Here is a 25967-nt window from a genome sequence, read left to right on the forward strand (position 1 = left end):
TTTAAATTATATTTTAAAGAAGTTTAACTACTCCTTTTTTCTGATTCAAGAAATCCTCAGCCTTACTAAAAACATCCTTCACCCAATTACAGTATTCACGTGCTTCTTTTTCTGAAACCACCAAGCCACCACTATACAAATCAAAGTTTCTTTTCTTTCTCATTTCATTACCGATAATGCTAACATCTGGCTCATGCAAAATTACCGCCAATTTATCAACCAACTCAATATGATGCCCAGCTTTTGACTTCACTCGCAAACCTTCGTGAGCGCAAACAGTAATCGCTAATTTCAATAATGCATCATAGCTAAATTTAAATTGCACATCAATAATATCAGAGCCAATGGCAATTTTTAAATCCCTTTTGGCCGAAAGAAAATATTTCTCGGTTTGACTTGGCTTAAATTCAAATTTCTCAAATGTCATAAGATTTTGATTATTTTATTTGCAAAAATATTGCTTATAAATTCATCTTTGTTGCTTTTTTTCTTAATCAACTCTTTCTTGGTTAAATTAACAATATTTATCTCCCGTCCAATCTGCTTTTCAATCTTGGCTAATTTTTTCCGCGCTCCGATTGCCGATTGATCACCGACCAATAATAAATCAATATCACTCTCGTCGCCAAAGCCACCTTTGGCATAAGAACCAAAAATATAAACCTCTTTCACTCCATCAACCTCCATGATCGCATCGGCAATAATCTTGCCAAAGCCGTATTTAAAATTATAAAGCCGTTCGACTTCTTTCAGTAAGGAAAAATCTTTGTTTAAAAAGTAGTATTTCTGATTACCCCTTAATTCGCTAGCCAAAATACCCTCTCGCTCCAATTCCTTCAACTTCTTATCAATATTTCCCGGATCAATCTCTAATATTTTCGCCAATTCATTGATGTAATTCTGCTTATTGCGATTCAAGAAGAAATAACCCAATATTTTGACCGTTACCTGTGATTTTATTTCAAACATATTATTGTAATTGTTTACTATAATTATAGTTAAATCTTACCATAATATTAATATTTGTCAATGGATTATGGGTGGTGATAAATTGTCATCTCCCTTCAGTATCAACCGGTCACAATTTGTGACCACTTCAGTTTCTATCAATTTTTTAGTCAGTTCTATCTAGGGACAATTTGTCCCTAGATACTTATATGCAATAAAAAAACTAAAAACAATAATAAAATTTCTTTTGATAAAAATTTACTTTTGTTTTTAGTTTTTATTTTTAGCTTTAGTTTTTACTTTAGTATTTCCTCTATTTTTTTCACCAAATCACTGGGCGTCATCGTTGTTTTCAATAGAAACAAATCTGCACCCAGTTCCATAGCTTCTTTTTTGTCCTCCTGACTATCCAGATTTGAAAAAGCAATCAAGGGAATTGCGGAAACATTTTTGTCTTTTTTGACTTTTTCAATCAAATAAAAACCATCATACCAAGGCATGACAATATCTGTGATAATCAAGTCTGGTCTCTGAGCTAGAATTTTTTTGTAGCCCTCCTTGCCATTATTTGCTGAGATTACTTGAAACCCGGCAAAAAATAATCCCTTTTTATACAAATCTACTATTAAAAGATCGTCATCAACGATAATAATCTTTTTTTCTCGATTGCTCATAGATTAGTATTTAAATAAGTTATTAACACTTTAGTATATTATAACATTTTTTCACTTTTTTTTGAAATTTTTTAAATCGGCAGAGCGCGCTCGCCCTTGCCTTATCCCTTTTTATTATGTATAATAATTTTGTTCTAAAAAATTTTATTCAATTACTATAAAATATGGCTAAGAAAACTATAAAAGAGACAGAAGTCGCTTTGACAAATAGCACACCAGGAAATTTTATTCGCGTCAAAGGTGCGCGTGTGCACAATCTCAAGAATATTGATATCAATATCCCCCGCGACAAATTTGTCGTAATTACCGGCCTATCCGGTTCGGGCAAGTCTTCTTTGGCCTTTGACACTATTTACGCCGAAGGACAGCGCCGTTATGTCGAGTCTTTATCTGCTTATGCCCGTCAATTTGTCGGTCTCATGGACAAACCTGATGCGGACTCTATCGAGGGTCTCTCCCCTGCGATTTCCATTGATCAAAAAACCGCCCCTCACAATCCTCGCTCAACCGTCGGCACCATTACCGAAATTTACGACTACTTACGCTTATTATACGCCCGCATCGGCGTCCCGCACTGTCCAGAATGCGGCAAAAAGATTGAGCAATTCACCATTGATGAAATCAACGAACAAATCACCAAAAATTATTTAGGCAAAAATATCATCATTTTAGCGCCGATTATTAAGGACAAAAAAGGCGAACACAAAAATCTTTTGACCAGCATTGAGAAAGCCGGCTACTCCAAGGTCCGTTTTGATAATGCTATTTATACTATTGAAGAATTTGCTGACAAAACAGTTGACAAGAATAAGAAACACACTCTGGAAATCGTCATTGACCGCCCGACCGTCTCCAAAGACAAGGAAGATAAGGCGCGTTTGGCGGAGGCAATTGAACATGCGACTAAATTCGGTGAGGGCTTGGTCAATGTTTTAGACGTTGATACTGACAAAACACGCACCTATTCTCAATTATATGCCTGCCCGACTTGCGACATCAGCTTGCCAGAATTGGAACCCCGCAATTTCTCTTTCAATTCTCCCCATGGCGCATGTCCTGAATGTGGTGGCCTGGGCACAAAACTAGAAATCGAACAAAAACTGATTTTCAATCCCAATTTAACCATCGCCCAGGGCGGCATCAAACCTTGGTCGCACAATAGTGCTTCGAATCAAACCTGGCTCATGCGCATCCTAGGCACTGTTGCCCAAAAGAATGGTTTTGATTTAAATACACCCATTAAAGATCTAACCAAAAAACAATTAGAAATCGTGATGTACGGCACCGGTGATAAAAATTATGATATTGAATACGAGAGTAACCGCTTCTCCGGCGAAATGGCAACTAGTTTTGAAGGTGTCATTCCTAATCTTGAACGACGTTACAAACAAACCGAATCGGATTACACTCGCAAGGAAATCGAGCAATATATGCGCGTCTTGAAATGTCCTGAGTGTAATGGCAAACGTTTGAAGCGCGAAATCCTCGGTGTTAAGGTGGCCGACTTGTCTATTTCCGACGTCAGTGGCATGCCCTTGGGCGAGGCAAAAACTTTTTTCGAGACCTTGAGCGAATCAACTACCCTATCCGCCCGTGACAAGAAAATTTCGGTGCAGATTTTCAAAGAAATTATCTCTCGTTTAGAATTTTTACTTAACGTTGGTTTGAGTTATCTAACATTAGATCGTTCCGCCAATACTCTATCCGGCGGTGAAGCCCAACGCATCAGATTAGCCAATCAAATCGGCACAAAACTAGTTGGTGTCTTATATATTCTCGACGAACCATCAATCGGTCTCCACCAACGAGACAACCAAAAATTGATTCAAACCATCAAAAACCTACGTGATATCGGTAACACCATCATCGTGGTCGAACACGATGAAGATACTATGGAAGCTTCTGACTGGCTCATCGACATCGGACCTGGCGCTGGCGTTCACGGTGGCGAAGTAATGGCGCAAGGCACACCGGCCGAAGTCATGGCCAACCCCAATTCCATCACTGGCCAATACTTATCTGGCAAAAAATCTATTCCCGGACCAAAAACTTATCGCCCAGGCAATAAAATGGCCATCAAAATCACCGGCGCGCGCGAACACAATCTTAAAAATATAGATGTCAGTTTTCCATTAGGTAAATTTATTGCTATCACTGGTGTTTCCGGCTCAGGTAAATCAACCTTGATGACTGACATCCTAGCCACTGCCTTGAATAAAAAGTTCTACCGTGCCAAAGCCGAACCGGGAGCCCACACCAGCATCGAAGGTTTACAATATATTGATAAAGTAATCAATATCGATCAATCCGCCATCGGCCGCACTCCCCGCTCCAACCCAGCGACTTACACCGGCGCCTTCACTCCAATCAGAGATTTATTTGCGAGCCTACCCGAAGCCAAAATCAAAGGCTACAAAGCTGGTCGCTTCTCCTTCAACGTCACTGGTGGCCGCTGCGAAGCTTGCGCCGGCGATGGCATGGTCAAAATCGAAATGCAATTCCTGCCTGATGTTTACGTCGAATGCGATGTTTGCCATGGACACAGATACAACAAAGAAGCCTTAAGCATCGAATACAAGGGCAAGAATATTTCCGATGTCCTTAATATGACCATCGAAGAAGGCATGCGCTTCTTCAAAAATATTCCCGCGATTCACCAAAAATTAGCGACACTAAATGAAGTCGGACTTGGTTATATTAAATTAGGACAATCAGCCACCACTCTGTCTGGTGGTGAAGCCCAACGCGTGAAGCTCTCCACTGAGTTAGCCCGCCGCTCAACCGGCAAGACTTTATATATTCTCGATGAGCCCACTACCGGTCTTCACTTTGACGATATCAAAAGATTATTAGAAGTTCTAAATAAATTAGTTGACAAGGGCAACACCGTCCTCGTCATCGAACACAATCTCGATGTTATCAAATCTGTTGACTGGGTCATCGACATGGGTCCGGAAGGTGGCAACAAAGGTGGCTACATCGTCGCCCAAGGCACGCCGGTTGACGTGACGAAAGTGAAAGAGAGTTATACGGGACAATATTTGAAAAAGGTCATCAAGTAATTCCCTCTCCTTGCCAGGAGAGGGTTAGGGTGAGGTAGATTTTCGGCGAGGGAGAAATCTAATCCTCTACTTATATAATAAAAAGCGCGATTTCCCAGTCGCACTTTTTTGTTGGCAATTTTGCAAAAAAAAGAAGGCTATATGAGATTTTCGAAAAAATCTCATATAGCCTCTTGCAAACGGAAATCGTGTTTTAGTTACCGGTGTTGAGTTTTTTGTCAACACCTAGCCAAAGGTACTTCGGCCACGCATGCGGAATTTTCCGGTCATTTTTTTTGGCCTCTTGGTGGGCTCTTGTCCAAAATGGACGTGTATGTTTTTTCCGGCCCCCTCACTACTCGGTCAGCTGTACTAAAACACATTCTTACTACTGGGGCCGAGTTCTTCATGTCGGCCAGGCGGTTGCCGATCAGCCGGCGACGCAGGTCAGGGCGGTGCGAGTCAGAGCATCATCAATAAGGGCGCACTTGGCGCTTGCGGTTACGACTACGGGCTTTCCTTTGTTTCGGGGCATCGTTCGTCCTCCTGGTGAATTTTTACCGTTCCGGTCGTCGGCACGGTTACTGCATTCTACTTCTTTTTTATTGTCAAAAATCAACTTCGTAAAAACATCATAGCACACAACAAAAAACTTGTCAAGCCTTTCGGCGACAAGTTTTATTTTTGTATCTAATATTAGGATAATTTATCAAACTTTCCCCTCACCCCGACCCTCTCCCGCCGGGGCGAGGGAGATTACTTATTCTCTTTTAATTTTCTTCCCCAAACACTTCCGCCTCAAATACTTCAATCACCGCCTCCGAATCTTTATAACAATCCTTTCCTAGTCCAGCTTTCTGTTTACACAATTCTTCCAAAAATTTCTTCCGACCCCAACCCGTTTCCGTGGCTACTTGGGGCAAAAACAGACCGGCGCAAGTGCCTTTACGAATTATCACGCCATGTTTACCTAGTTCAATCTTTTTCCAATCAGCAATTCTGGTCGGCGCAGATAAAACACTAACTTCATAATGCAACTCTACTAACTCATCGACTGCCACTGGATCAAAACGTGAATCTTCGCAACAAGCCGCCATCGCCATCTCGCTCACAACACGCCAAAGCGGTTTTTCTGAGGCAATAATTTGACCGATGCAGCCGCGCAATTTTCCATTTTTTGACAATGTTACAAAAGCCCCCTTCCATTCCTTCAAACCTTCATCGGTGATTTTAAATTCAGCCACCTTACCATCACGCACCAAGCTCTCAGCCGACGCGCGCGCAATTCGTAATAATTCTTTTTTTTGAGTTTTATTTAATTTCATATCCGTCGTCTATTTTCCTAAACGCCCCCTCACCCCAACCCTCTCCCGCGGGGCGAGGGAGACTTTAAATTTGTTCCAAAATTTTCAATTCAAATGTCCCAGTCTCTATTTCCCAATAAGCAAAGGTGGCCATAAAGAAGTTACCCCCCAGTGTTCCCGGATTTATATATTGAGTATTGCCTTTTTTTTGAATATGCGGTCGATGCGTGTGCCCGTAAAAAACTAAGTTACAAGTGCACATTTCTTCCGTTTGACTAAAAAATTCCGGCTCATGGCACATGCCAATATTAAATCCCTCCAATACAAACTTACCAAAACGACCATGGTCGGTATAATTTTTATAATATTCCAATTCCTCTTCATAATAAATATCCGCATTACCTCGGATAATGTGGATATTATTTTTGAAACCTTCTGATAAATATTTTATTGTTTCACTATTAGCTACATCACCACAACAAATAAGCTGATCGATGGTATTGTCACGGCACCACTGCAAACATTTTTCGAGATTAGGGATATTGTCGTGAATGTCGGAGATGATGACTATTTTCATGTGGCATATAACCCGAATCCGCCGTGGCGGATCCAAATATTACAAATAATTATGTGACTATTTTCTAAGATTAACTTCGTAGGCAACTTGCTCAATTTTGCGCAGATTACCTTTTGCTTGATCATATTTTGTTCGCAAATAACCAGTCATGTCAAATTCTACCAATTCGGCCATAATGTCATTAATAATATTTTTAATCTTATCGACTTCTTTAAAATTACCCTTAGCCGCCTCATTTACTGCACGTCGCACCAGCTCACCAGTGGTGTCACAAATGCCGCCTAAGTAGCTATCATATTTTATACTTAATCCCTTGATCTTGTCAATCTTATCACCGGAAATAATCAAGTAGTACATTTTGGCCTCCACATACTCCTCCATCCCCGCCTTATATGATCCTTCCTCTAGTAATCTAGTAAAGCTAAACTTTTTTTCCAAATTCGCCAAGATTTTTTCAATCTCAGTTAAGCTCTCATTAGCTTTCTTCATATCACCACGATGCATTGAAAAAATTGCTCGCTTTGAATCATGTAAAACCACATTGGCTAAAGCAATAATTTGTCTGCGCTGACTATTCTGATCATCATATTCTTTTTTTAACTTCTGAATGAATTTCTTGTTTATCATTTTCTTATATCTTAAATAAATTAATTATCGTGCCACACGCAAAACCTCCTCTACCGTTGTCTCGCCTTCTAGCGCCTTAAGAATACCATCTTGAATCATCAAGACCGTTCCATTTTTAACAGCGTTCTCTTCAATGTCAGCATTAGTCACATTATCAATTTGAATAATTTTTTGCATTTCGTCATCCATGCTAATCGCCTCATAAATACCAATTCTACCCTTATAGCCAATCCCACTACACTCAGGACAGCCCTCACCTTTATAAAATTTCAACTCAGTCGGAATCTGAATATTTAAATCCTTATTAATACCAGCCAAAATATTCTGAACTTCTTTCAAAAGAACTTCATCTAACTCAATTTCTTTTTTGCATTTTTGACAAACCCTGCGCACTAATCTTTGACCAATGGAACACTCCATGGAGCTGGCTAAGGCTTGGCGATCCATGCCCAAGCCGACAAAACGAGCAATCGCACCCGCGGCACTATTGGCATGGATCGTGGACAAAACTAAATGTCCAGTCAAGCTGGCCTCAATAGCCACCTTGGCTGTTTCTGCATCCCTGATTTCTCCCACCATGATAATATTTGGATTTTGGCGCATAAATGACCGAATTGCCATCCCAAAAGTATAACCACCAGCACTATCAATTTGAGTCTGCAAAATGCCATTCAAGTGATATTCAATCGGATCTTCAATGGTCATAATTTTCACATCAGGACTATTTAATTTATTCAAAGCACTATATAATGTTGTTGTCTTACCAGATCCAGTCGGACCAGTGGTGATAACAATGCCCTTACTCTTGTGAATTGCCTTATTAATCTTTTCTAATGAATATGGCCTAATACCCAAATCTTCCATTTTTAATTCAGCTGCTTGGCTAGTCAACATTCTAATTACAACTGTTTCACCATAGGCACCAGAAATTATCGACAAACGACAGTCAATATTTTTTGAATTGAACGTAATACTAAAACGTCCATCGATGGTTGGTTGCTTAATATTTGTAGCAATACCAGCTGTTGATTTTATTTTAGATAAAATTTGAATATAATTCTCCTTTGTTACATCAGAAACATCGGACAAAATACCATCAATTCTAAAACGCACCTTAACGCCGTTTTCTATCGGCTCGATATGAATATCACCTGCCTCCACCTTTATCGCTAAAGCTAAAATGTAATTTAACATCTCGCCAGAAGAGGAGTTTTTGATAATACCCCCTGACTTTAGAATATCGCTAGACACTCCGCCCATTTTTATCAATGTCTCGTCTGACAAAACAAAGCCCCGTCCAAGTGTCTTGGATACAACTACGTCATACAAGGCATCAACATATTCAAACTTGCCAATCACACGATAAACTTCTTCCAAACTAGTAACACCGTCCATACACTTCAAAACTCCGTCTTGCAACATCGTCACCATTCCATTCTCAATCGCCTGATACAATATCTTAAACGCCGGCGCCCCATTATCAGCCAGTTCCTTAACATCATCACTCATAGTCAAGATTTCATAAATACCTATTCGCCCCTTATAGCCTGTCCCGCCACATTTCTCACAACCAGCTCCCGCCTTAAAAATCTTTGGCAATTCGTTGGGAATATTCACTTCCGCTTTCGGAGATATTACCGCTAATATTTTTTGTACCAATTGCTTCTCTTCCGCCGTTAAGACATGTTCAACTTTGCAATTATTACAGACCTTTCTAATCAATCTTTGTCCGATTAAAGCATTAATAGATGGCGTCAAAAAATAAGATTTAACTCCCATGTCAATCAAGCGTGGAATTACACCGGCTGCGTCATTAGTGTGCAAGGTCGACAGAACCAAATGCCCGGTCAAGCTCGCCTGAATGGCAATCTCAGCTGTTTCTAAATCACGAATTTCTCCAACCATCACCACATCCGGATCTTGACGCAAAACCGAACGAAGACCATTTGCAAAAGTATAACCCTTCTTTTCATCAATCTGACTTTGGTTAATACCCTTCAATTGATATTCAATCGGATTTTCCAAGGTAATAATCTTTGTATTCTCTGTATTTAAAGTATTTAAAATCGCGTACAAGGAAGTTGTCTTACCAGAGCCAGTCGGACCAGTAGTCAAAATCATTCCATTCGGCTTGACCATTTCTTTTTTTAAAATTTCAAACTCACGCGCACGTAAGCCTAATTGCTCAAAACCAAGCGTAACTGAATCAGAAAACAACAAACGCATTACCACGCTCTCTCCATAAGACGTTGGCAAAAAAGAAGCACGTACGTCTATCTTTTTTTCATTCAAAAAAATCGTAAACCGTCCATCCTGTGGTTTGTTTTCAATATTTATTTTCACCTTTGCCAATAACTTCATTCTAGAAATTATCTTTTTCCATTTATCCTTATCAATCACCGCTGCATCATGCAACACCCCGTCAATTCTATAACGAATCACAATGCCTTTTTCTTCTGCCTCAATGTGAATATCACTGGAGTTCATTTTTATCGAAGCTGCTAAAATTAAAGTAACAACATCAGAAATATTTACTTCATTGATTTTTTTATCTAAACTTTTATAATCATTTATCTCTTGTTCGAATTTTTCTACATCCGCACCCTTAATTTCTACACCATTAACTAATTTTTTTATTTTAGGCAAGCTGGCATATTGCTTTAAAGCATAAATCAAACTATTATCAGAAATCAAATAAATCGCCCCTTTACTATATTTTTCTGCACAGATTTCTTCCATTTTTTTAAGTACTACCGGATTGTCAGGATTGGTTGCAGCAATGCGGATATTTTCACCATCATAAAAAAAACAAACTATCTTTTCTTGGATAGCTATTTTCTCGTCAATCAGGCTCAAGGCCTCGGCACTGATTGGAAAACCGAAGAGATTAATGTAGGGCACGCCAAGACCGACGGCCATCTGTTCCGCGACTCTTTCTTTTTCTTTTATTTTCATCCCTTTTTGTTTCTTAGCAAAGACACCCTCTGTGCTATCTTCGTCAACAAAACCACCGCTCGATGATGAAATTAAATCTTCAATTGATTGCATATTGTCTGATTAACTTATTATCTCGTAAACATTCTCACTAATTTACTCTTTGCACCCTTGCCAATTAATTCGACGAACAAAGAAGTCCAAGCAGAAATCTGAAAAGTGGCCACTAATGAGCCGGTCACAATTAAAAAAGCAAAGAAGAAAATAATGCCCACACCGATAATAAACAAGAACATACCAGTCATAGACAATCCTGAAGCCAAGAAAGCCAACAAGGCGAAAGGGGTCGCAAAAACTAAAACAACTATAATAAATAATAGCGCAATCACAATGTTCAAAAAATACAAGATGAACGCCATTTCTAAGCTAATCAACCAATTTTTTCTAAAAAGCTCCCAGCCAGATTTAAAGGCATTAACGAATTCAACATTATTAATTACGGAATAACCAATACTATATTTCACGATAAACGAAAAAGACATTGCAACCGGAATAAACAATAAAATAACAAAAGTATAAACAATAAGAGACATGGTTGATCCCAAATTATTACCCATAACCACAATAAAAGAAATTATCGCCAATGAAATTATCGTAATAAGCTTGGAGACAAAATTAAAGCCAAAAACTGGCCAAAACTTTTTCATTCCACTCTCTAATGCCTCCCTAAAAGAAGTCTGCTTATTATCAATTTTTAATAAAGTATTATTAACCAAGGCAGCCTGCGAAACATTAACCAGCCAAATTACAAACGCAAACAAGGCTAAGAAAATAACTAGCACCAAAAGGGCCACAATCACTGAAATCGGCTGTGTGATTAACAAATTACCAAAATTGCGTAATCCCTGCCAGGAAAAGACACCAGTCTGAGCAATCATCCTAAAGCCAGAAAAAAAGTCATTGTTAAAATTCCCAGATAAAGCTCGGAATAAAATTTCATACTCACCACCATTGCCCAATAAAGCTGCAAACAACCCAAAAAACCAAAGATACTTACTCTTCCAGGTAACATCCAGGGCTTGTTTTATAATTCCTCGATATAGTTGCATAAATTTAAATTTGTAGAATTTGAATTTTTTAATAATCCACTTGCTCGCCAAGTGCGAGAATACTACAAAATAATAATGAAGTTAATTTATACAATTATTATAACATATTATTTTATAAAAGCCAAAGACTTTTTGAGTATTTAATTTAGCTATAACAGATTCCGTAACTGCAAAAAACAAAAAACAGGAATAACTAATTTGTATTCCTGTTTTAAATAATTAAATTCTCTATTTTAGGGCCTTTTTATACAATTCTATATACCTCTGGGCTGAATGATTCCAAGAAAAATCAGTTGTCATGCCAGTCCGTTGAATTTTTTTCCACTCATCACTATTGGAATATAAGGCTATTGCTCTTTTTAATGCATCTTTCAGGCCTTTTATCGTCATTGTCTCAAAAGAAAAGCCATTCATCTGACACCTTACATGCCTTGCCTCACATTCAAATACCGTATCCACCAAGCCACCGACTGCGCGCACGACGGGCACAGTCCCATAGCGCATCGCAATCATTTGGCCTAAACCACATGGCTCAAAGCGTGACGGCATCAAAAATATGTCCGAACCGGCATAAATAAGCTGGGCTAATTTTATATCAAATTTATTTTGTACACTAACCTTTTGTGGATATTGTTTTGCTAATTTTTTCAATAAGTCTTCGTATTTTTTATCACCAGTTCCTAAAAAAACAAACTGACAATCAAGATTGATAATTTCCTCCGTAATTAATCCCAACCCCTTTTGTTCCACAAATCTTGAAATAAGCCCAACAAGGGGCTTGCTCGACATCTCAAGTCCAACCAATTCTTGAAGCTTTGTTTTGTTTATTTTCTTACCAGTCAAATTATCACTTGAATATTTTTTTGCAATCAATTTATCCTTGGCTGGGTTAAAGAAATCCATATCAATGCCGTTTAAAATACCAGATACTTTATTTTTATTTTTTAGCAAAAGTTTTTCAAGCCCAGCTCCGAATAGCTTTCCAAAAATTTCTTTGGAATATGTCGGACTCACCGTGTTTACTTGATTGGCATAGACAATACCCTTTTCCATAAAATTTAAAGTCTTCTCCCCTACATCACGATCCAGTCCAATTAATTCTAAAACTTTTTGACTTGTCTTGCCTTGATATTGTAAATTATGAATAGTTAAAACTGTTTTGATGTTTTTAAAATATTCATAATTAGAGGATTTTAACAAAAGCGGTATCATGGAAGTGTGATAATCATGACAATGAATAATATCAGGCTGGAATTTTAAAACTGGCAAGACATACAGACTAGCCTGTGAGAAAAATAGATATCTCTCTGCATTGTCGTCGTGGATATAAACATCTTTTTTCCCAAAATATTTTGAGTACTCAATAAAATAAACCTTAACACTTTTAAAACTAGTTTCCCAGACATTAACTTTAACCATCTTGTCCGCAAAAGGCACGGCAATATTGGCAAATTTTTTTTGGATATTATATTTCTCCTTGTCAATTAAACCATAAAGAGGCATGACGATGCGCACATCGCAATTATTTTTTTTCAAAGCCATTGGCAAGCTTCCCAAAACATCTGCCAGACCACCTACTTTAGCAAATGGCGCCATTTCCGCGGTCACCATTAAAATTTTTAATTTTTTCATAAAAGTAAATAACTAGGCGACCAGCTAACTGGGCAACCAGAATAATAAGTTAATTATTATTGCTCCCCAATCCAATGTAAAATGTCTTGCACTAATTTATCATCGGGCAGGGTATTTGTTTCCACCACCAATGATGGCAGTCGAGACTCCTTAACAGCTTTTATATATTTGTGTTGCTGTTCGATATACCAAGTGGCACTATGTAGAATATTTTTATAATTAGGATAAATATTCAAACGATCCTGAATTCTTTTTTCCAAAATATTTTCATCCTCCGGAAATTTGATTAAAATTATTTTAAAATCTAAATTTTGCAAACGATCTTCCACCAGTGAATAATCCAGCTCTAAATTATTATAAATCTGATTATAAACCTTGTCGGAAATATGCAATTTTTCTACGATTAAATTTTTTTCTCGCAGTTCTTCAAAGATGCCCAAATAGCCATCAATCACTTTTTGGCCATGTCCTGTTCCGTAAACTCCAATGTCGCAATTAAACCAATGACAACCATCCAAAATATTTTTATTTTGGTTATACTTTGGCTCCAAGTGATTATAAACCTGGCTCATCAACCAGCTCTTACCAGCCAATTCCGCGCCTTCAAATATTAAATGTTGAGCCATATACAATTTATTCAATAATTTCATTAATTTTTCGTAATTTAGATGAATCGATTTTAAAATAATTCCAAGAATTTTGAATTCTAAAATTATTACCTTCATGACGATGAAAATCAGAACCACCAGTTTCAATCAAATCAAACTCACGAGCCATTAATTGCGCGTACACTACCGCGCCATAACTATGATGTGGTGACAAAACCTCAATACCATCGATTCCCATGTGCTTCAAATCCTCCAATACTGGTTTTCGAAGTTGGTTGTACTTGCCCGGATGATTAAAAATAATTTTTCCCCCTAGATCTTTTTTCAATTTTAAAATTCTTTCCAAGCTGACATAAGTATTATCCAAAAAACTAGTTTCCTTGTTGTAAAAATATTTATTAATAACTTCATTTTCACGTAAAATATTAGTTTGCATTTCCGCCATCACCCTGGCAGCATTTTCCGGAACGGCTAAAAAGCGGTCAACAACTTGATTGACGGGAATATAATGATTGAATTCGTCCAAGATATTGTCAACGTCAATTTCAAAACCCTTGACCACTAATTTATTCAAGGCTTCACGAACTTTTTTACGACGTCGCACCTGCGTATCGCGCAACAACTTGTGTAATTGCGGGTTACGATCATCAAAATTATACCACAAAAAATTCAAGCGCTTATTTTTATGCTTCACGTACAACTCCAAACCCGTAATTGGCTTGATACCTTTAGCAATACAGGCAGCGCGAAATTCATCCAAGCCACCGACGGTGTTATGATCAGTCAAAGCCGCCACCTTGATACCCTTGGAATGAATAAAATCCACCACCTCGGTTGGCGTTAAATATCCATCTGAATAAGTTGAATGAAGTTGTAAATCAATTAACATAAATTTTGGAATAACCAGGAAACAATAACCAATAATCACAAAGATCATTTATTAGTTATTGAAATTTGGTTATTTATTATTAATAAAAAATTACACGAATTATATATTTAAATTCTGTTTAACTCTATCAATTAGGATTTGCGCCCTCTCTGGATTAGGGTCGTATTTCAATAAAAGAAAAGTGGCAGTTCTGATTGCCGTCCAGTTATAATAATTATCAATTCTTTTTTGTAAATCTTCTGTTAGTTTTACTCTGCTACTCTTGAAATAACTATCCAAAAATAAATTTTTAATTTTTTTCTGGTAACTCTCGTCGGCAATTTTTCGACTACACATATACTCTAGTTGTTGTGAAAATGTTCCTAAGTCTCTTGCGAAATCTGTAAACGATAAATCCGTAAAATCGATAACCCCAATTTTTCTCTTGCCCATTCTAATTACATTCTCTGGGTGTGCATCACCATGAACCAGCCATCGCTTACTTGTTGACGATAAAAACTCTTCTTCATTTTTTACAAAAATTGCATACGCCTTTACATAAAAATCATAATATTCCGGAAAATCATTTTGTATTCTTTCTAGTGTATGCTCTACACCCGGATACACTGTCTTGATACGACTATTATCTTCGTTGAATCGTTGTTCATCAGAAACTTTTAATTTGTGCAAACGAGAGAACCACTTAGCTGTCTTGGGCACCATATCTTCAATGATTGGAAAATTACTCTCTCTAATAAAATAATATAAATTACTGCCTTTAACGCCGCGATAAAATGTGGCTCGAAAATAGTCGGAGTAATAAAGTGGATGCGGGATACTTAAATAGCCGTCGCCAAATCCATGACTCCATAGAAATTTCAAATTATCATAAACATTCTTTCGAGGCTCAGTAGAATGAGCTGTACAAAAAATTGGTAGCTCACGGCGCTTACCTTTTTTATCAACAAACGTAGTTACAAACTCAATCACCACATGATACGTAGTTTCCCAAATAAGCTTTTTCCAAGGTTTAATAACTACTTTTTTAATATCAACAAAATCTGGATAACTTGGCAAAATCCTTTTTTTTAAATATGTAATAACATATTCATCATCCAATAATTGATTTATTCTATTCATAACTTTCCAGTATCGCTATTCCCGCTCTTGCGGAAATACAGGTACCACGTCTTATATTTTAATTAAATTATTTTTTAAACAAAGAGCCCGACAAGAAGATTGATTAATTTTTTTTCCAATGGTACTCCCAATGCTCATGCCAAATCATATGTTTTATTTTTATATAAAGCTTTTCGCCTTTTATTTTCACACTCCTAGTTTCCACATTATGCAAGGATCTGATTGCGCGAATAAACTCATTAACACCGCGCTCAACCTCATCCGGATTCCAGGAAACAGAGCCAAATAGTTTAAAGTCGCGTCCCGATGCCCACCAAAAAGTACAACTTGCCAAACCCAGAGTATAGTGTCTTTGCGCCCAAATAATATTTTCATCCTCAGCATTGTTCTCAATAACCTCATTAGCCAAATTGGCTAAATTCCAAAGCTGTTTGTGTATTTTATTTCTAGGATCTAGCCATAGTGCATAAGGCACGCTTTTGGTGATTTCTGACTCCGTTGACTCCCAATTACAAGGAGTGATTTTTACTTTCACCGCGGTTTTATTCTGAAGATGCTCGGAAATTGTCAACGTTTTTAAATCAGCTCTTTTTAAGAGTTTTTCAAATTCAGCCGTATGGTCAAGATGTCGTAAGCCATAAAGCTCAGCATCCGTCGCCGTAATATATAACTCATGTTTATTTTTATAATCCAACAGTTTTTGGTCATTACCCAAAATATCCGGCACAAAGTTTTGCGACAAGCCCCTCATCCGAAACACAACCTTTAGTCCACTATTCTCATCTAGATAGTTTTTAGAAAAATCAACATTACCAAACTGTCCACCATGAGCGATTTCATCCACGATAATCCACTCATAGCCCAAGCTCTTTACCAGTTTGGCTGCCTCCACACCATAAGCCATTTCTGGGAAAAAAAATCCCCTGGGCTTGAAGTCGGATCCAAAATGCTTTTGCAAAATAATCTCATTTTCTTTAATTTGCCTTTCCACCTCCTCAAGCGGTATCAATGGCACTAAGGGATGATAGGCACAAGTCCCGGTGAGTTCTACCTGCCCTTTTTTAACTAATTTTTTAATTCTCCCAATTAAGTCACCCTCATTTAACGCCTCCCAGTGCGCGAACAAACAACCTTGAATATTTAAAGTAAACTTAGTTTGCGGATTTTCCTCCAAGGCTCTTACAATTCTCCGATAGCTCATGTCAGTTGCTTCTTGAATAAAATAAGCATCCTTGTTGGCTGGTTGATATAAATGTAAAAAATTAATCCAAAGCATAACAGAATAATTAATAACCAAGTTACAATCACCATAGATTGAGCATCTTGATATTTATTAATATTATATAAATTTTCTTTAAGTAAATATTATTTCAACTTCAACGCCTTCTTGTATAGCGCCAAATATTTCTTCGCTGGTATTTCCCAGCTATTTGATTCTTGCATACCGCGCACCACTAAATCCTTCCATGTTTCTTTGTCTTTATACACTTCTAGCGCCCTAATGATCGCTCCATACAATGAAAATTTATCAAACCCGGCAAAAGAAAAACCAGTTCCTCTTTTTACTGTTGGGTTAAAATTACGCACAGTATCATTCAGACCACCGATTTTGCGAACGATTGGCACACAGCCATAACGCATGGCGATTAATTGGTTAATACCACAAGGCTCGTGATGTGACGGTAATAAGAAAAAATCTGAGCCAGCATAAACCAAGGTCTCATATTTCTGATTCTCCTCGTGCGAAGGTATCACGGCCAACTTGTTAGGGTATTTCTTGGCAACTTTTTGCAACTCCTTGATGTATTTTTTATCACCAGCGCCAATCACGATCATTTGCAAATTCAACTCCATTAATTGCCAGATAATTTTTAGTATTAATTCAAAGCCTTTCTGAAAGGTCACACGCGACGTTGAACAAATAAGTGGAACATCGGGATCAATTGTTAAGCCAAATTTTTCCTGAACAAATAATTTATTTTCTTTTTTGTTCTGACTTTTTTGATAATCATATTTCTTGTGTAATCCCGGATCTTCTAATGGGTTATAAGCCTTATAATCAATACCGTTCACAATGCCAAACAGGCGATCTTCTCGATTTTTCAAAACACGATGCAAGTCCTGCCCAATATTCTTTGTAATTATCTCTTCCCGATATTGCTCACTTACCGTGTTTACCATATCAGCTGACAAAATTGCTCGCTTGGCAAAATTAAGATATTTAATATCCGGATCAGTGATATGGGGAATTTTTTTACGCCCAAAGTCCTTTTTCTCTATTGGCACCTCCCACCAATTCATTCCCAGCTGAAAAATTAAATTGTGAATTGTAAATATAGTCTTTGCGTTGCGCAATGTTTTGGAATAGCGGAAATCTGTTTTTAAATAAAATGGGATTAAACCAGTCTGCCAATCATGACAATGAACTATATCAGCTTCAAACTTTAACATTGAAATCAATTTTAAAGCCGCTACATCAAAAATCAAAAAACGCTCATTTTCACGATCAGACCCATATAGGGTTTTTTTCTTGGAAAAATATTTCGTATTCTCAATAAAATAAACTGGCAAATTTTTCAATAAATAACCCTTCCAATAATTAACAACCACTTCCTCTTTTGAATTTAAAGAAACTTTTACATTTTTATAAAGTAGTTTTAAATCATATTTTTCTTTATCAATCACTTGTCCATACAAGGGTGTAATGCAAATAATCTCATGACCCAGCCTGGACAAGGCCTTGGGTAAACTACGAGCCACATCAGCCAAACCACCAGACTTAGAAAAAGGCGAAAGCTCTGCAGATATTGAAACTATTTTTAATTTATTCATACAACGAATTTTGATTTATTTTTTATAAACAATTAGACTGTGTCCAGGTGCTGATTGCACGCACAAATCGCGACGGCAAGAGCATCAGCCGCATCATCGGGCTGAGGAATATTTTTCAAATTCAACAACATTTTTACCATTCTTTGCACCTGCGCCTTGGGCGCTTTTCCATAAGAAGAAACTGCCTGCTTTACTTGTAGTGGTGTAAACTCAACCACGCGCACATTTTGCTGTCTTGCTGTTAACAAAATAACACCGCGAGCATGTCCAACCACAAGCGCGGTTTTTACATTCTTATTAAAGAATAATTCTTCGACTGAAATTAAATCCGGTTTATACTTTTTGATAATATCGGCAAGCGCGCGATTTAAAATTTCTAAACGATCTGTCAGTGGTGTGTGAGCGTCGGTTTTTACTGAACCATAATCAAGACATTTGATTTTACCTTGCGCATCTTTGGAAATAACACCAAACCCAGTGTCGGCAATGCCAGGGTCAATGCCAAGTATAATTTTAACTTTTTGCATTTTTAAATATTCGCATTAGTATAATAATCAGCCACATCATCCGAATAATCCAAACTATCAATAAAATTTTCCACTTTCTCTTTGTCCTCATCACTTAATTCCAATTGCTCCTTAGCCACAAATTCAATTTCTGCCGACTCGGTCGCAACGCCCTGACTTTCCAAAAATTTCTGTACTACCTGCAAATCACCCATTGTTGTATAAATAGTCACACCACCTTCTTCGCTCACAATATCATCCGCCCCCGCTTCAATTAAATCTAATTCCAAATCATCTATCTTAATACTTTTCTCTTTCAAGCTTTCGGCTGAAACACTAATCACGCCCCTCTTGTCGAAATTCCACATTACAGAACCCAACGACCCACCAATTTTGGTAAATAAATGACGAATTTGCGCCGCACTCCGATTCTTATTATCTGTCAATGTCTTGATAATAAACTGCGCATTCGCTGGACCAACGCCTTCATAATACAACTCCTCTATCACCCCACCGTCCAAAGCCCCGGTTCCTTTTTTAATCGCCCGCTCAATATTCTCCTTCGGCATATTCGCGGCTTTGGCCTTATCAACGGCCATACGTAAAGTGAAGTTTGTATCGAGGTCACCTCCCTTTTCCCGCGCTGCAATTGTAATTAAATTCGATAATTTTGTAAAAATAGCACCTCTTTTAGCATCAACCACCGCTTTGGCTCTTTTAGTTGTCGCCCATTTAGAATGTCCTGACATATATTTAGCTTTAATTATAATTCACTCTCCTTATAATGACACGGATGGAATAAAAAATCAAGTTTTTATTTTTTTTTCATCACAAAATTACCTTGATTACTTAAATAAAAAATGTTAAAATTAACACATTAATTATCTTAAAATAAATCATATGGATGCCAAAAAAGCTTTATTTGAATATAAACAAAAAGTTGACGTCGAATTAGAAAGTTTTTTTCAAAAAGTCATTAGCGAAAATGAAAAAATCGACGTTGATATTGCCGGTGCAATGGATTATGTTCGACAAATCACCATGGCTGGCGGCAAACGTGCTCGAGCTGCTTTTATGTATTACGGATATTTAGCGGCGGGCGGCACAAGAAAAAAAGATATAACCAGAGCTAGTATTAGCACTGAGATCATGCATTCTTTTGCCCTAATCCATGACGACATTATTGACCAAGACAGTCTTCGTCATGGTATTACCACGACACATGTTCACTACAGCAAGATGGCTAAAAAATATTTCAAAAATAAAAATGCTGCACATTTTGGCGATTCTATGGCCATTGTCGTTGGTGACATGATAAATGCTCTAGGAAATCGTGTTTTATTAGAGGCAAATTTTTCACCACACCTAGTCGCTAAGGCAGCGCACCGTCTGCAAAACATAATTTTTATAACCATTGTCGGTGAGACTGAAGATATTTTAATTGAAAATCGTGGTCAAGCAACTGAAAAAGAAATTTTGCAAATGTATAAAAATAAAACTGCCACATACACCATTGAGGGTCCATTACACATAGGGGCAATTCTGGCTGGGGCTGATGAAAAATTTTTACTAGCCCTGAGCAACTACGCCATCCCCACGGGCATTGCTTTTCAAATTCAAGATGATGTTTTAGGAATCTTTGGAACAAAAAGTAAAACAGGAAAATCCATTGATTCGGACATTAGGCAAGGCAAACAAACTATTTTAGTGGTCAAGGCCCAAGAAAAAGCTAACAAAAAACAAAAAACTATTCTTAAAAATTGCCTAGGCAACAAGAATTTAACCGAAACCGATTTAGCTGATTTTAAACAAGTAATCATTGATACTGGTTCATTGAAATACGCCCAGGCTATGGCAACGAAATTAATCACCAAGGCAAAGAATGAAATTACTAATCAAAAAATATCCAAAGAAGCTAAGGACTTCTTAATAAATATTGCCGACTACATGCTTAATCGTGAAATTTAAATCATTTGTCATCACCGTATCTACGTGGTGCGCCTCTATAAATATAATAAACCAGGAACTTAAAATAACAATTATAAAATTAAATATAACTACATGACCAAGGAAAAATTAAACAGACCAAAACACCTCGTTATCATTCCCGACGGCAATCGTCGCTGGGCCAAGGCCCTGGGTCTCAAACCATGGGATGGACACGAAGCTGGGGCTAAGAATACCGAAAAACTCTTAACATACGCCTTGGAAAACAATATCGAATGCGTTACCATCTGGGGTTCTTCAATCGACAATATTAAAAAACGCCCCTTAATGGAAAAGAGGGCGCTCTTGAAAATTTACGAAGTCTATTTCAAAAAACTTTTAACTAACCCAGCCATCGAAGCCGAACAAGCCAAAGTCAGTTTTCTCGGCCGTTGGGAGACACAATTCCCCAACTCCCTTAAAACGACCATCTACGCCCTGATTGAAAAAACCAAAAATTACGACAAGAAAATGCTCAACTTTATGTTGGCATACAGTGGCGACGACGAAATGCTCGACACGATTAATCGCATTCATGATAAATATAAAAAAGGTACCGAGATCACTGCCAAGATTTTAAAAGAAAGTCTCATGACCTCCCAACTACCACCAGTCGACTACATGATCCGCACCGGTGGCGACGCCCACCTCAGTGCCGGCTTCATGATGTGGGATACGGCCAATGCTCAACTTTTTTTCGCTGACGAGAAATTCCCCGACTTTGATACTAAAAAACTTGCGGCCGCTCTAGTTGAATATAGCAATCGACAAAGACGTTTTGGAAAATAACAAAAAGAGAGCCGACGCACTGGCTCTCTTTTTGTTATTTATAAATAAATCTAATTACCCCTCAATCAGTAATCACTCGACATTTCTACACCTCTTGATTGTCTTATATATCGCTCCTACTTCTTCTGGGCTAAGTTTCCCTTTTTGCTCTTGTAAAATTTTTGCTAAATATTTTGCCTGCACTACAAGGACATTGTCTCGCTCAATGCCTCTAAATAAATCATCAGAATAAACTCCATGCACGCTCGATAGCACGACTGTTGCCTTCACCCAATAATTTTTCTTCAAATTTGCTGATAAAATTTTATTTATTTTTAAGGCTTTAATTTTAATTTTTTTTAAAATTTTTTCATCAAACTGATTATTTTTCTTATAAATCTTGCCGCTCAAATTCCTAAATCTCCCTAAATAATTTTTTATTTCAATCGCAGATATTCCCGTTGGGCCGATAACAACTAAATCAATATCCCCATATTGATCAACCACTATATTTGATAATAATTTATAATTACTCGGCAATTCTGTTAACAACCTACGCGACACCTCATTTTCACCTCTCAGGCCAGACCGATAATTCCTAAAGCCTTTCACTGATTTCACAAACACCTTAAAAGAAAAATAAAAAAAGATAAATAAATAGATAACTATCACCGATGGATCCACAATCAAATATTTCCTAATTAAATATAAGCCAAACAAAAAACTCACCAAAGTTAAAATCGGACTAAAAAAATACATCACTATTTTTCGTTCAATATATTTGGAATTAATTTTTACCATAAAAAATTTAATTTTAATTATTTACTACTATTTTAGCATAATAAAAAAATATGCTATAATTAATACATTACAATTAATATTATCTTATGAATCTAGACAATATCAAAGATGTCAAAAAATTAGACACCGCGCTCGTGTCTGAATCAATCGAGGCTCTACCGAGACAAATTAAACAAGTGTTAAAAGAAGCCAACAATATTAAGATTCCAGCGGCTTATAAAAAAATAAACAAAGTAGTCGTCAGTGGTATGGGTGGCTCCAATTTAGGTGCGCGCATTATCGAATCGGTTTTTAGTGATCAAATTAAGGTACCAGTCATCATCTTGGCTGACTATACCGTGCCGGCGATGGTTGATAAAAATACGCTTTACATCCTTTCTTCTTACTCGGGCAATACTGAAGAAACTTTGAGCACTTACTTTGAAGTGAAAAAACGCAAGGCCAAGATTATTGCCATCACGGCGCATCATGAGAAAAACTCTTTGCAAAAGTTAATGGCCAAGGATAAAATTCCGGGTTATGTTTTCAAACATGATCACAACCCATCAGATCAACCGCGTCTTGGCTTGGGCTATTCTATTTTTGGAATGATTTCGCTAATGAGCAAAGCGGGTGTTTTCAAACTTGGCAAAAAAGAAGTTGAGCAAATGGTCGCTAAATTAGAACAATGGAATAAGACCTTAAACACTGATAGTAAATTAATCAAAAATACGGCTAAGAAAATTGCAACCAAGCTCAAAGGCAAGGAACCAGTTTTGGTTGGTGCCGAATTTTTACACGGCAACCTACACGCCTTACGCAATCAATTTTCGGAAACCAGTAAAAACTTCGCCAGCTTCTTAATCTTGCCTGACCTTAATCACTTCGCCATGGAAGGCCTGGCCCACCCTATCAGCAACAAAAAAGATTTCGTCTTCTTGTTTTTTGACAGCACTCTGTATCATCCCCGCATCCAAAAGCGAGCTCACCTAACTAAACAAGTGGTCAAGAAAAATAAGATTCAAGTTTTGGACTATCAATTAAAAGGCTTAACTAAATTAGAGCAATCTTTTGAAGTTTTACAACTCGGCACCTGGATTACTTATTATCTAGGACTCTTAAATGAAATCAAACCAGGACAAGTTCCTTTTGTCGACTGGTTTAAAGCCCAATTAGGTTAAAATTGACCAATATTAGAAATATTATTTCCCAAAAACATAAATTGTTGTAAATTTCACGTAACCGCGTTAAGTTTACAACAATTTTTTGTTTTTACGAAGAAAACTTGACATTTACCCCAAAATCATTACACTATATATATTAAATATTAAAAAAGGAAACCACCTCACCCTGCCCTCTCCTGGCCAGGAGAGGGAGTAATCTTAGTTAAAATACATGAATTTAGTTATCGTTGAGTCACCTACCAAGGCCAAAACTATTACCAAGTTTTTGGGCAAGGAATACAAAATTGAGTCCTCTTTTGGACATATTCGCGATTTACCTAAAAGCGTGATGGGTATTGATACTGAGAATAATTTTGAACCAACCTATATCATTCCAGAAGATAAGGAGAAAAATTTAAATAACCTAAAAAGACTCGCCAAGACGGCTGAGAACATCATACTAGCAACCGATGAAGACCGAGAGGGAGAAGCGATTGCTTGGCACTTGGCGGAGGCTTTGGAAATTCCCGAAGAAAAACGTAGCCGAATTGCCTTTCATGAAATTACCAAGACGGCGATCTTGGAAGCCTTGAAACATCCACGCAAGATTGATATGGAAATGGTGAATGCCCAACAAGCACGCCGAATTTTGGATCGTTTAGTTGGTTATGAATTATCACCGTTTCTTTGGAAAAAAGTGGCTCGTGGTCTTTCTGCTGGTCGTGTCCAAAGTGTCGCTGTCCGTTTAGTAGTTGAAAGAGAAAGAGAAATTAAAGCTTTCAATATTGATGAATACTGGACAATTGATGCCTTATTAGAAAATGACAAGAAAGAACCGATTGAGGCACGTTTAAATAAAATTAATGGCAAAACCGCTGACAAATTAGAGATCAAGACCAAAGAAGATTCTGAAAAAGTTTTAGAAACTTTAGCTAAGGCAACTTACGAAATTTCCAATATCGAAAAAAAGAAAGCAATTAAAAATCAACCAAAACCTTTAACCACTTCCACCTTGCAACAAGCGGCCAATCGCTCATTAGGATTCTCCGCGAAACAAACCATGATGTTGGCGCAGAAGCTTTACGAATTGGGTCATATCACCTACATGAGAACTGACTCTTTGAATTTGTCGGAAAAGTTTTTAACCGAAGCACAAACATATTTAAAAACCAACGTTGGTGAACAATATGCCCTAGCACAACCAAGGGTATTTAAAACAAAATCAAAGGGTGCGCAAGAAGCGCATGAGGCGATTCGTCCGACTGATCCGAATAATACCCCAGAATCATTAACACTAGAAGATAAACAACAAAGACTATATAGATTAATTTGGCAAAGAACTTTGGCGAGTCAAATGCCAGAAGCCATTTTTGATGCAACAACTATTGACGTCGTAGCCAAGGGCACGCCTTATGAATTCCGTGCCAGCGGACAGGTCATGCAATTTGATGGTTATTTGAAAATTTGGCCTGAAAAAAGCAAGGAATTAAATTTGCCAAATGTGTCCGCGCACGAAATTTTAAAACTAAACGAATTAAAACCCGAACAACATTTTACCAAACCACCCGCTCGTTACTCTGATGCTGGCCTGGTCAAAAAAATGGAAGAATACGGCATTGGTCGTCCTTCGACTTATGCGCCAACTATTGCTACTATTGAAGCGCGTAATTATGTAGCGCGTGATGAGAATAAAAAACTCGAACCTACTGATATTGCCTTTGTCGTAACTGACATGCTAGTAAATCATTTTCACACCGTCATCGACTATCGCTTTACCGCTCAGATGGAACACGATCTAGACCGCATCTCCGAGGGTAAAATTGAATGGCAACCGGTAATCAAAGATTTTTACAACCCCTTCCATAGGAATTTAGAGGAAAAATCAGAAAATTTGAACAAGGATGATATTTCTCCTGTCGAAGAGTCGGACGAAATTTGTGAAAAATGTAATTCCAAAATGATAGTCAAAACTGGACGCTACGGCCGTTTTTTGGCTTGCTCCAATTATCCAACCTGTAAAAATATCAAAGGTATCGACAAAAAACCAGGCACGACCGCAAGTCCGGAAATGACTGAAAAAATGAAAGAGATGCAAGACAAATACAAAGACGAGAAATGTGAAAAATGCGGTGAACCGATGGCGGTCAAAACTGGTCGCTTCGGACCATTTCTAGCCTGCACTGGCTATCCAAAATGCAAGAACATCAAAAACACCGGCGACAGCAATTCCGGCACCGGCGTCACCTGTCCGAAATGTAGCACTGGCGAAATCGTCGCCAAAAAAAGTGCCCGTGGCATCTTCTATGCTTGCAACAAATATCCTGATTGTAAAAATGCTTACTATGGCAAACCGACCGGCGAGAAATGTCCAGACTGTGAAGGCTTATTGATCGAATGGAAAGAAGGCGCGGTTAAGTGCTCGACTAAAGGATGTAAGTTTAAGAAATAAAATTCATTAAAGCATAATAAA

At 37.6% G+C, this 25967-nt stretch carries 22 protein-coding genes; 5 read left to right on the plus strand and 17 right to left on the minus strand.

Annotation, left to right across the window (positions count from 1 at the left end; translation table 11 throughout):
* Positions 1 to 13: 13 nt before the first annotated feature.
* The 3 genes from KKD45_04990 to KKD45_05000 all read right to left on the minus strand — a co-directional run bounded on the left by KKD45_04990 (position 14) and on the right by KKD45_05000 (position 1622).
* Entirely contained in the window at positions 14 to 427 is a 414-nt protein-coding gene (locus KKD45_04990) for a hypothetical protein (GenBank protein ID MBU4309846.1), read from the minus strand.
* A complete protein-coding gene (locus KKD45_04995) occupies positions 424 to 969 on the minus strand; it encodes a nucleotidyltransferase domain-containing protein (protein MBU4309847.1) in 546 nt (181 codons plus the stop codon). The genes KKD45_04990 and KKD45_04995 overlap by 4 nt, the downstream gene beginning before the upstream one ends.
* Positions 970 to 1244: 275 nt before the next feature.
* The gene (locus tag KKD45_05000; protein ID MBU4309848.1) at positions 1245 to 1622 is read right to left on the minus strand and encodes a response regulator; all 378 of its coding nucleotides are present in this window, start codon (positions 1620 to 1622) and stop codon (positions 1245 to 1247) included.
* Positions 1623 to 1786: 164 nt separating this feature from the next.
* On the opposite strand from KKD45_05000, the gene uvrA reads away from it, so the two are divergent.
* On the plus strand, positions 1787 to 4684 hold the full coding sequence (gene uvrA / locus KKD45_05005) for an excinuclease ABC subunit UvrA (protein ID MBU4309849.1): 2898 nt from the start codon (positions 1787 to 1789) through the stop codon (positions 4682 to 4684).
* 749 nt (positions 4685 to 5433) lie between these two features.
* On the opposite strand, the gene amrA is transcribed toward uvrA, so the two are convergent.
* The 13 genes from amrA to KKD45_05070 all read right to left on the minus strand — a co-directional run bounded on the left by amrA (position 5434) and on the right by KKD45_05070 (position 19549).
* On the minus strand, positions 5434 to 5988 hold the full coding sequence (gene amrA / locus KKD45_05010) for an AmmeMemoRadiSam system protein A (protein MBU4309850.1): 555 nt from the start codon (positions 5986 to 5988) through the stop codon (positions 5434 to 5436).
* A 64-nt stretch (positions 5989 to 6052) separates the two neighbouring features.
* Positions 6053 to 6544 (minus strand): YfcE family phosphodiesterase, encoded by a 492-nt coding sequence (locus tag KKD45_05015; protein MBU4309851.1) that lies wholly within the window; start codon positions 6542 to 6544, stop codon positions 6053 to 6055.
* 57 nt (positions 6545 to 6601) lie between these two features.
* Complete coding sequence (locus KKD45_05020; GenBank protein MBU4309852.1) at positions 6602 to 7171, minus strand: hypothetical protein; 570 nt, start codon at positions 7169 to 7171, stop codon at positions 6602 to 6604.
* A 24-nt stretch (positions 7172 to 7195) separates the two neighbouring features.
* Positions 7196 to 10219 carry a GspE/PulE family protein gene (locus tag KKD45_05025; protein MBU4309853.1) on the minus strand — a complete coding sequence of 1008 codons (3024 nt, stop codon included), beginning with the start codon at positions 10217 to 10219 and terminating at the stop codon, positions 7196 to 7198.
* Positions 10220 to 10236: 17 nt separating this feature from the next.
* Positions 10237 to 11214, minus strand: coding sequence for a hypothetical protein (locus KKD45_05030; GenBank protein MBU4309854.1), 978 nt, complete (start codon positions 11212 to 11214; stop codon positions 10237 to 10239).
* A 228-nt stretch (positions 11215 to 11442) separates the two neighbouring features.
* Complete coding sequence (locus KKD45_05035; GenBank protein ID MBU4309855.1) at positions 11443 to 12846, minus strand: glycogen synthase; 1404 nt, start codon at positions 12844 to 12846, stop codon at positions 11443 to 11445.
* A gap of 56 nt (positions 12847 to 12902) precedes the next feature.
* Positions 12903 to 13496 (minus strand): hypothetical protein, encoded by a 594-nt coding sequence (locus tag KKD45_05040; protein ID MBU4309856.1) that lies wholly within the window; start codon positions 13494 to 13496, stop codon positions 12903 to 12905.
* On the minus strand, positions 13480 to 14343 hold the full coding sequence (locus KKD45_05045; protein MBU4309857.1) for a PHP domain-containing protein: 864 nt from the start codon (positions 14341 to 14343) through the stop codon (positions 13480 to 13482). Before KKD45_05045 ends, KKD45_05040 begins: the two co-directional genes overlap by 17 nt.
* A 99-nt stretch (positions 14344 to 14442) precedes the next feature.
* Positions 14443 to 15462, minus strand: a complete 1020-nt coding sequence (locus tag KKD45_05050) for a phosphotransferase (GenBank protein ID MBU4309858.1) — start codon at positions 15460 to 15462, stop codon at positions 14443 to 14445.
* Between the two features lie 103 nt (positions 15463 to 15565).
* A complete protein-coding gene (locus KKD45_05055) occupies positions 15566 to 16738 on the minus strand; it encodes a hypothetical protein (protein MBU4309859.1) in 1173 nt (390 codons plus the stop codon).
* An 89-nt stretch (positions 16739 to 16827) separates the two neighbouring features.
* Positions 16828 to 18294 (minus strand): glycogen synthase, encoded by a 1467-nt coding sequence (locus KKD45_05060; GenBank protein MBU4309860.1) that lies wholly within the window; start codon positions 18292 to 18294, stop codon positions 16828 to 16830.
* Positions 18295 to 18326: 32 nt separating this feature from the next.
* Complete coding sequence (gene ruvC, locus KKD45_05065; GenBank protein MBU4309861.1) at positions 18327 to 18821, minus strand: crossover junction endodeoxyribonuclease RuvC; 495 nt, start codon at positions 18819 to 18821, stop codon at positions 18327 to 18329.
* A gap of 2 nt (positions 18822 to 18823) precedes the next feature.
* Positions 18824 to 19549, minus strand: a complete 726-nt coding sequence (locus KKD45_05070) for a YebC/PmpR family DNA-binding transcriptional regulator (GenBank protein MBU4309862.1) — start codon at positions 19547 to 19549, stop codon at positions 18824 to 18826.
* Positions 19550 to 19700: 151 nt separating this feature from the next.
* Here KKD45_05070 and KKD45_05075 point away from each other — a divergent pair, with 151 nt between their 5' ends.
* Entirely contained in the window at positions 19701 to 20768 is a 1068-nt protein-coding gene (locus tag KKD45_05075; GenBank protein MBU4309863.1) for a polyprenyl synthetase family protein, read from the plus strand.
* Positions 20769 to 20861: 93 nt separating this feature from the next.
* A complete protein-coding gene (gene uppS / locus KKD45_05080; protein MBU4309864.1) occupies positions 20862 to 21575 on the plus strand; it encodes a di-trans,poly-cis-decaprenylcistransferase in 714 nt (237 codons plus the stop codon).
* Between the two features lie 72 nt (positions 21576 to 21647).
* Here uppS and KKD45_05085 read toward each other — a convergent pair whose 3' ends face one another.
* Positions 21648 to 22355 (minus strand): NERD domain-containing protein, encoded by a 708-nt coding sequence (locus KKD45_05085; GenBank protein MBU4309865.1) that lies wholly within the window; start codon positions 22353 to 22355, stop codon positions 21648 to 21650.
* Positions 22356 to 22441: 86 nt separating this feature from the next.
* Between KKD45_05085 and KKD45_05090 the strand changes: the two genes are divergently transcribed.
* Entirely contained in the window at positions 22442 to 23515 is a 1074-nt protein-coding gene (locus KKD45_05090; protein MBU4309866.1) for an SIS domain-containing protein, read from the plus strand.
* A 214-nt stretch (positions 23516 to 23729) separates the two neighbouring features.
* Positions 23730 to 25946, plus strand: coding sequence for a type I DNA topoisomerase (gene topA / locus KKD45_05095; protein MBU4309867.1), 2217 nt, complete (start codon positions 23730 to 23732; stop codon positions 25944 to 25946).
* Positions 25947 to 25967: the final 21 nt, after the last annotated feature.

Source organism: Patescibacteria group bacterium, from assembly GCA_018897195.1.
Taxonomy (GTDB): Bacteria; Patescibacteriota; Patescibacteriia; order Patescibacteriales; family UBA12075; genus JAHILH01.

Coding starts and splice junctions, on each gene's coding strand:
- KKD45_04990 (MBU4309846.1), bottom strand. CDS start 427: ATGACATTTGAGAAATTTGAATTTAAGCCAAGTCAAACCGAGAAATAT.
- KKD45_04995 (MBU4309847.1), bottom strand. CDS start 969: ATGTTTGAAATAAAATCACAGGTAACGGTCAAAATATTGGGTTATTTC.
- KKD45_05000 (MBU4309848.1), bottom strand. CDS start 1,622: ATGAGCAATCGAGAAAAAAAGATTATTATCGTTGATGACGATCTTTTA.
- uvrA (MBU4309849.1), top strand. CDS start 1,787: ATGGCTAAGAAAACTATAAAAGAGACAGAAGTCGCTTTGACAAATAGC.
- amrA (MBU4309850.1), bottom strand. CDS start 5,988: ATGAAATTAAATAAAACTCAAAAAAAAGAATTATTACGAATTGCGCGC.
- KKD45_05015 (MBU4309851.1), bottom strand. CDS start 6,544: ATGAAAATAGTCATCATCTCCGACATTCACGACAATATCCCTAATCTC.
- KKD45_05020 (MBU4309852.1), bottom strand. CDS start 7,171: ATGATAAACAAGAAATTCATTCAGAAGTTAAAAAAAGAATATGATGAT.
- KKD45_05025 (MBU4309853.1), bottom strand. CDS start 10,219: ATGCAATCAATTGAAGATTTAATTTCATCATCGAGCGGTGGTTTTGTT.
- KKD45_05030 (MBU4309854.1), bottom strand. CDS start 11,214: ATGCAACTATATCGAGGAATTATAAAACAAGCCCTGGATGTTACCTGG.
- KKD45_05035 (MBU4309855.1), bottom strand. CDS start 12,846: ATGAAAAAATTAAAAATTTTAATGGTGACCGCGGAAATGGCGCCATTT.
- KKD45_05040 (MBU4309856.1), bottom strand. CDS start 13,496: ATGAAATTATTGAATAAATTGTATATGGCTCAACATTTAATATTTGAA.
- KKD45_05045 (MBU4309857.1), bottom strand. CDS start 14,343: ATGTTAATTGATTTACAACTTCATTCAACTTATTCAGATGGATATTTA.
- KKD45_05050 (MBU4309858.1), bottom strand. CDS start 15,462: ATGAATAGAATAAATCAATTATTGGATGATGAATATGTTATTACATAT.
- KKD45_05055 (MBU4309859.1), bottom strand. CDS start 16,738: ATGCTTTGGATTAATTTTTTACATTTATATCAACCAGCCAACAAGGAT.
- KKD45_05060 (MBU4309860.1), bottom strand. CDS start 18,294: ATGAATAAATTAAAAATAGTTTCAATATCTGCAGAGCTTTCGCCTTTT.
- ruvC (MBU4309861.1), bottom strand. CDS start 18,821: ATGCAAAAAGTTAAAATTATACTTGGCATTGACCCTGGCATTGCCGAC.
- KKD45_05070 (MBU4309862.1), bottom strand. CDS start 19,549: ATGTCAGGACATTCTAAATGGGCGACAACTAAAAGAGCCAAAGCGGTG.
- KKD45_05075 (MBU4309863.1), top strand. CDS start 19,701: ATGGATGCCAAAAAAGCTTTATTTGAATATAAACAAAAAGTTGACGTC.
- uppS (MBU4309864.1), top strand. CDS start 20,862: ATGACCAAGGAAAAATTAAACAGACCAAAACACCTCGTTATCATTCCC.
- KKD45_05085 (MBU4309865.1), bottom strand. CDS start 22,355: ATGGTAAAAATTAATTCCAAATATATTGAACGAAAAATAGTGATGTAT.
- KKD45_05090 (MBU4309866.1), top strand. CDS start 22,442: ATGAATCTAGACAATATCAAAGATGTCAAAAAATTAGACACCGCGCTC.
- topA (MBU4309867.1), top strand. CDS start 23,730: ATGAATTTAGTTATCGTTGAGTCACCTACCAAGGCCAAAACTATTACC.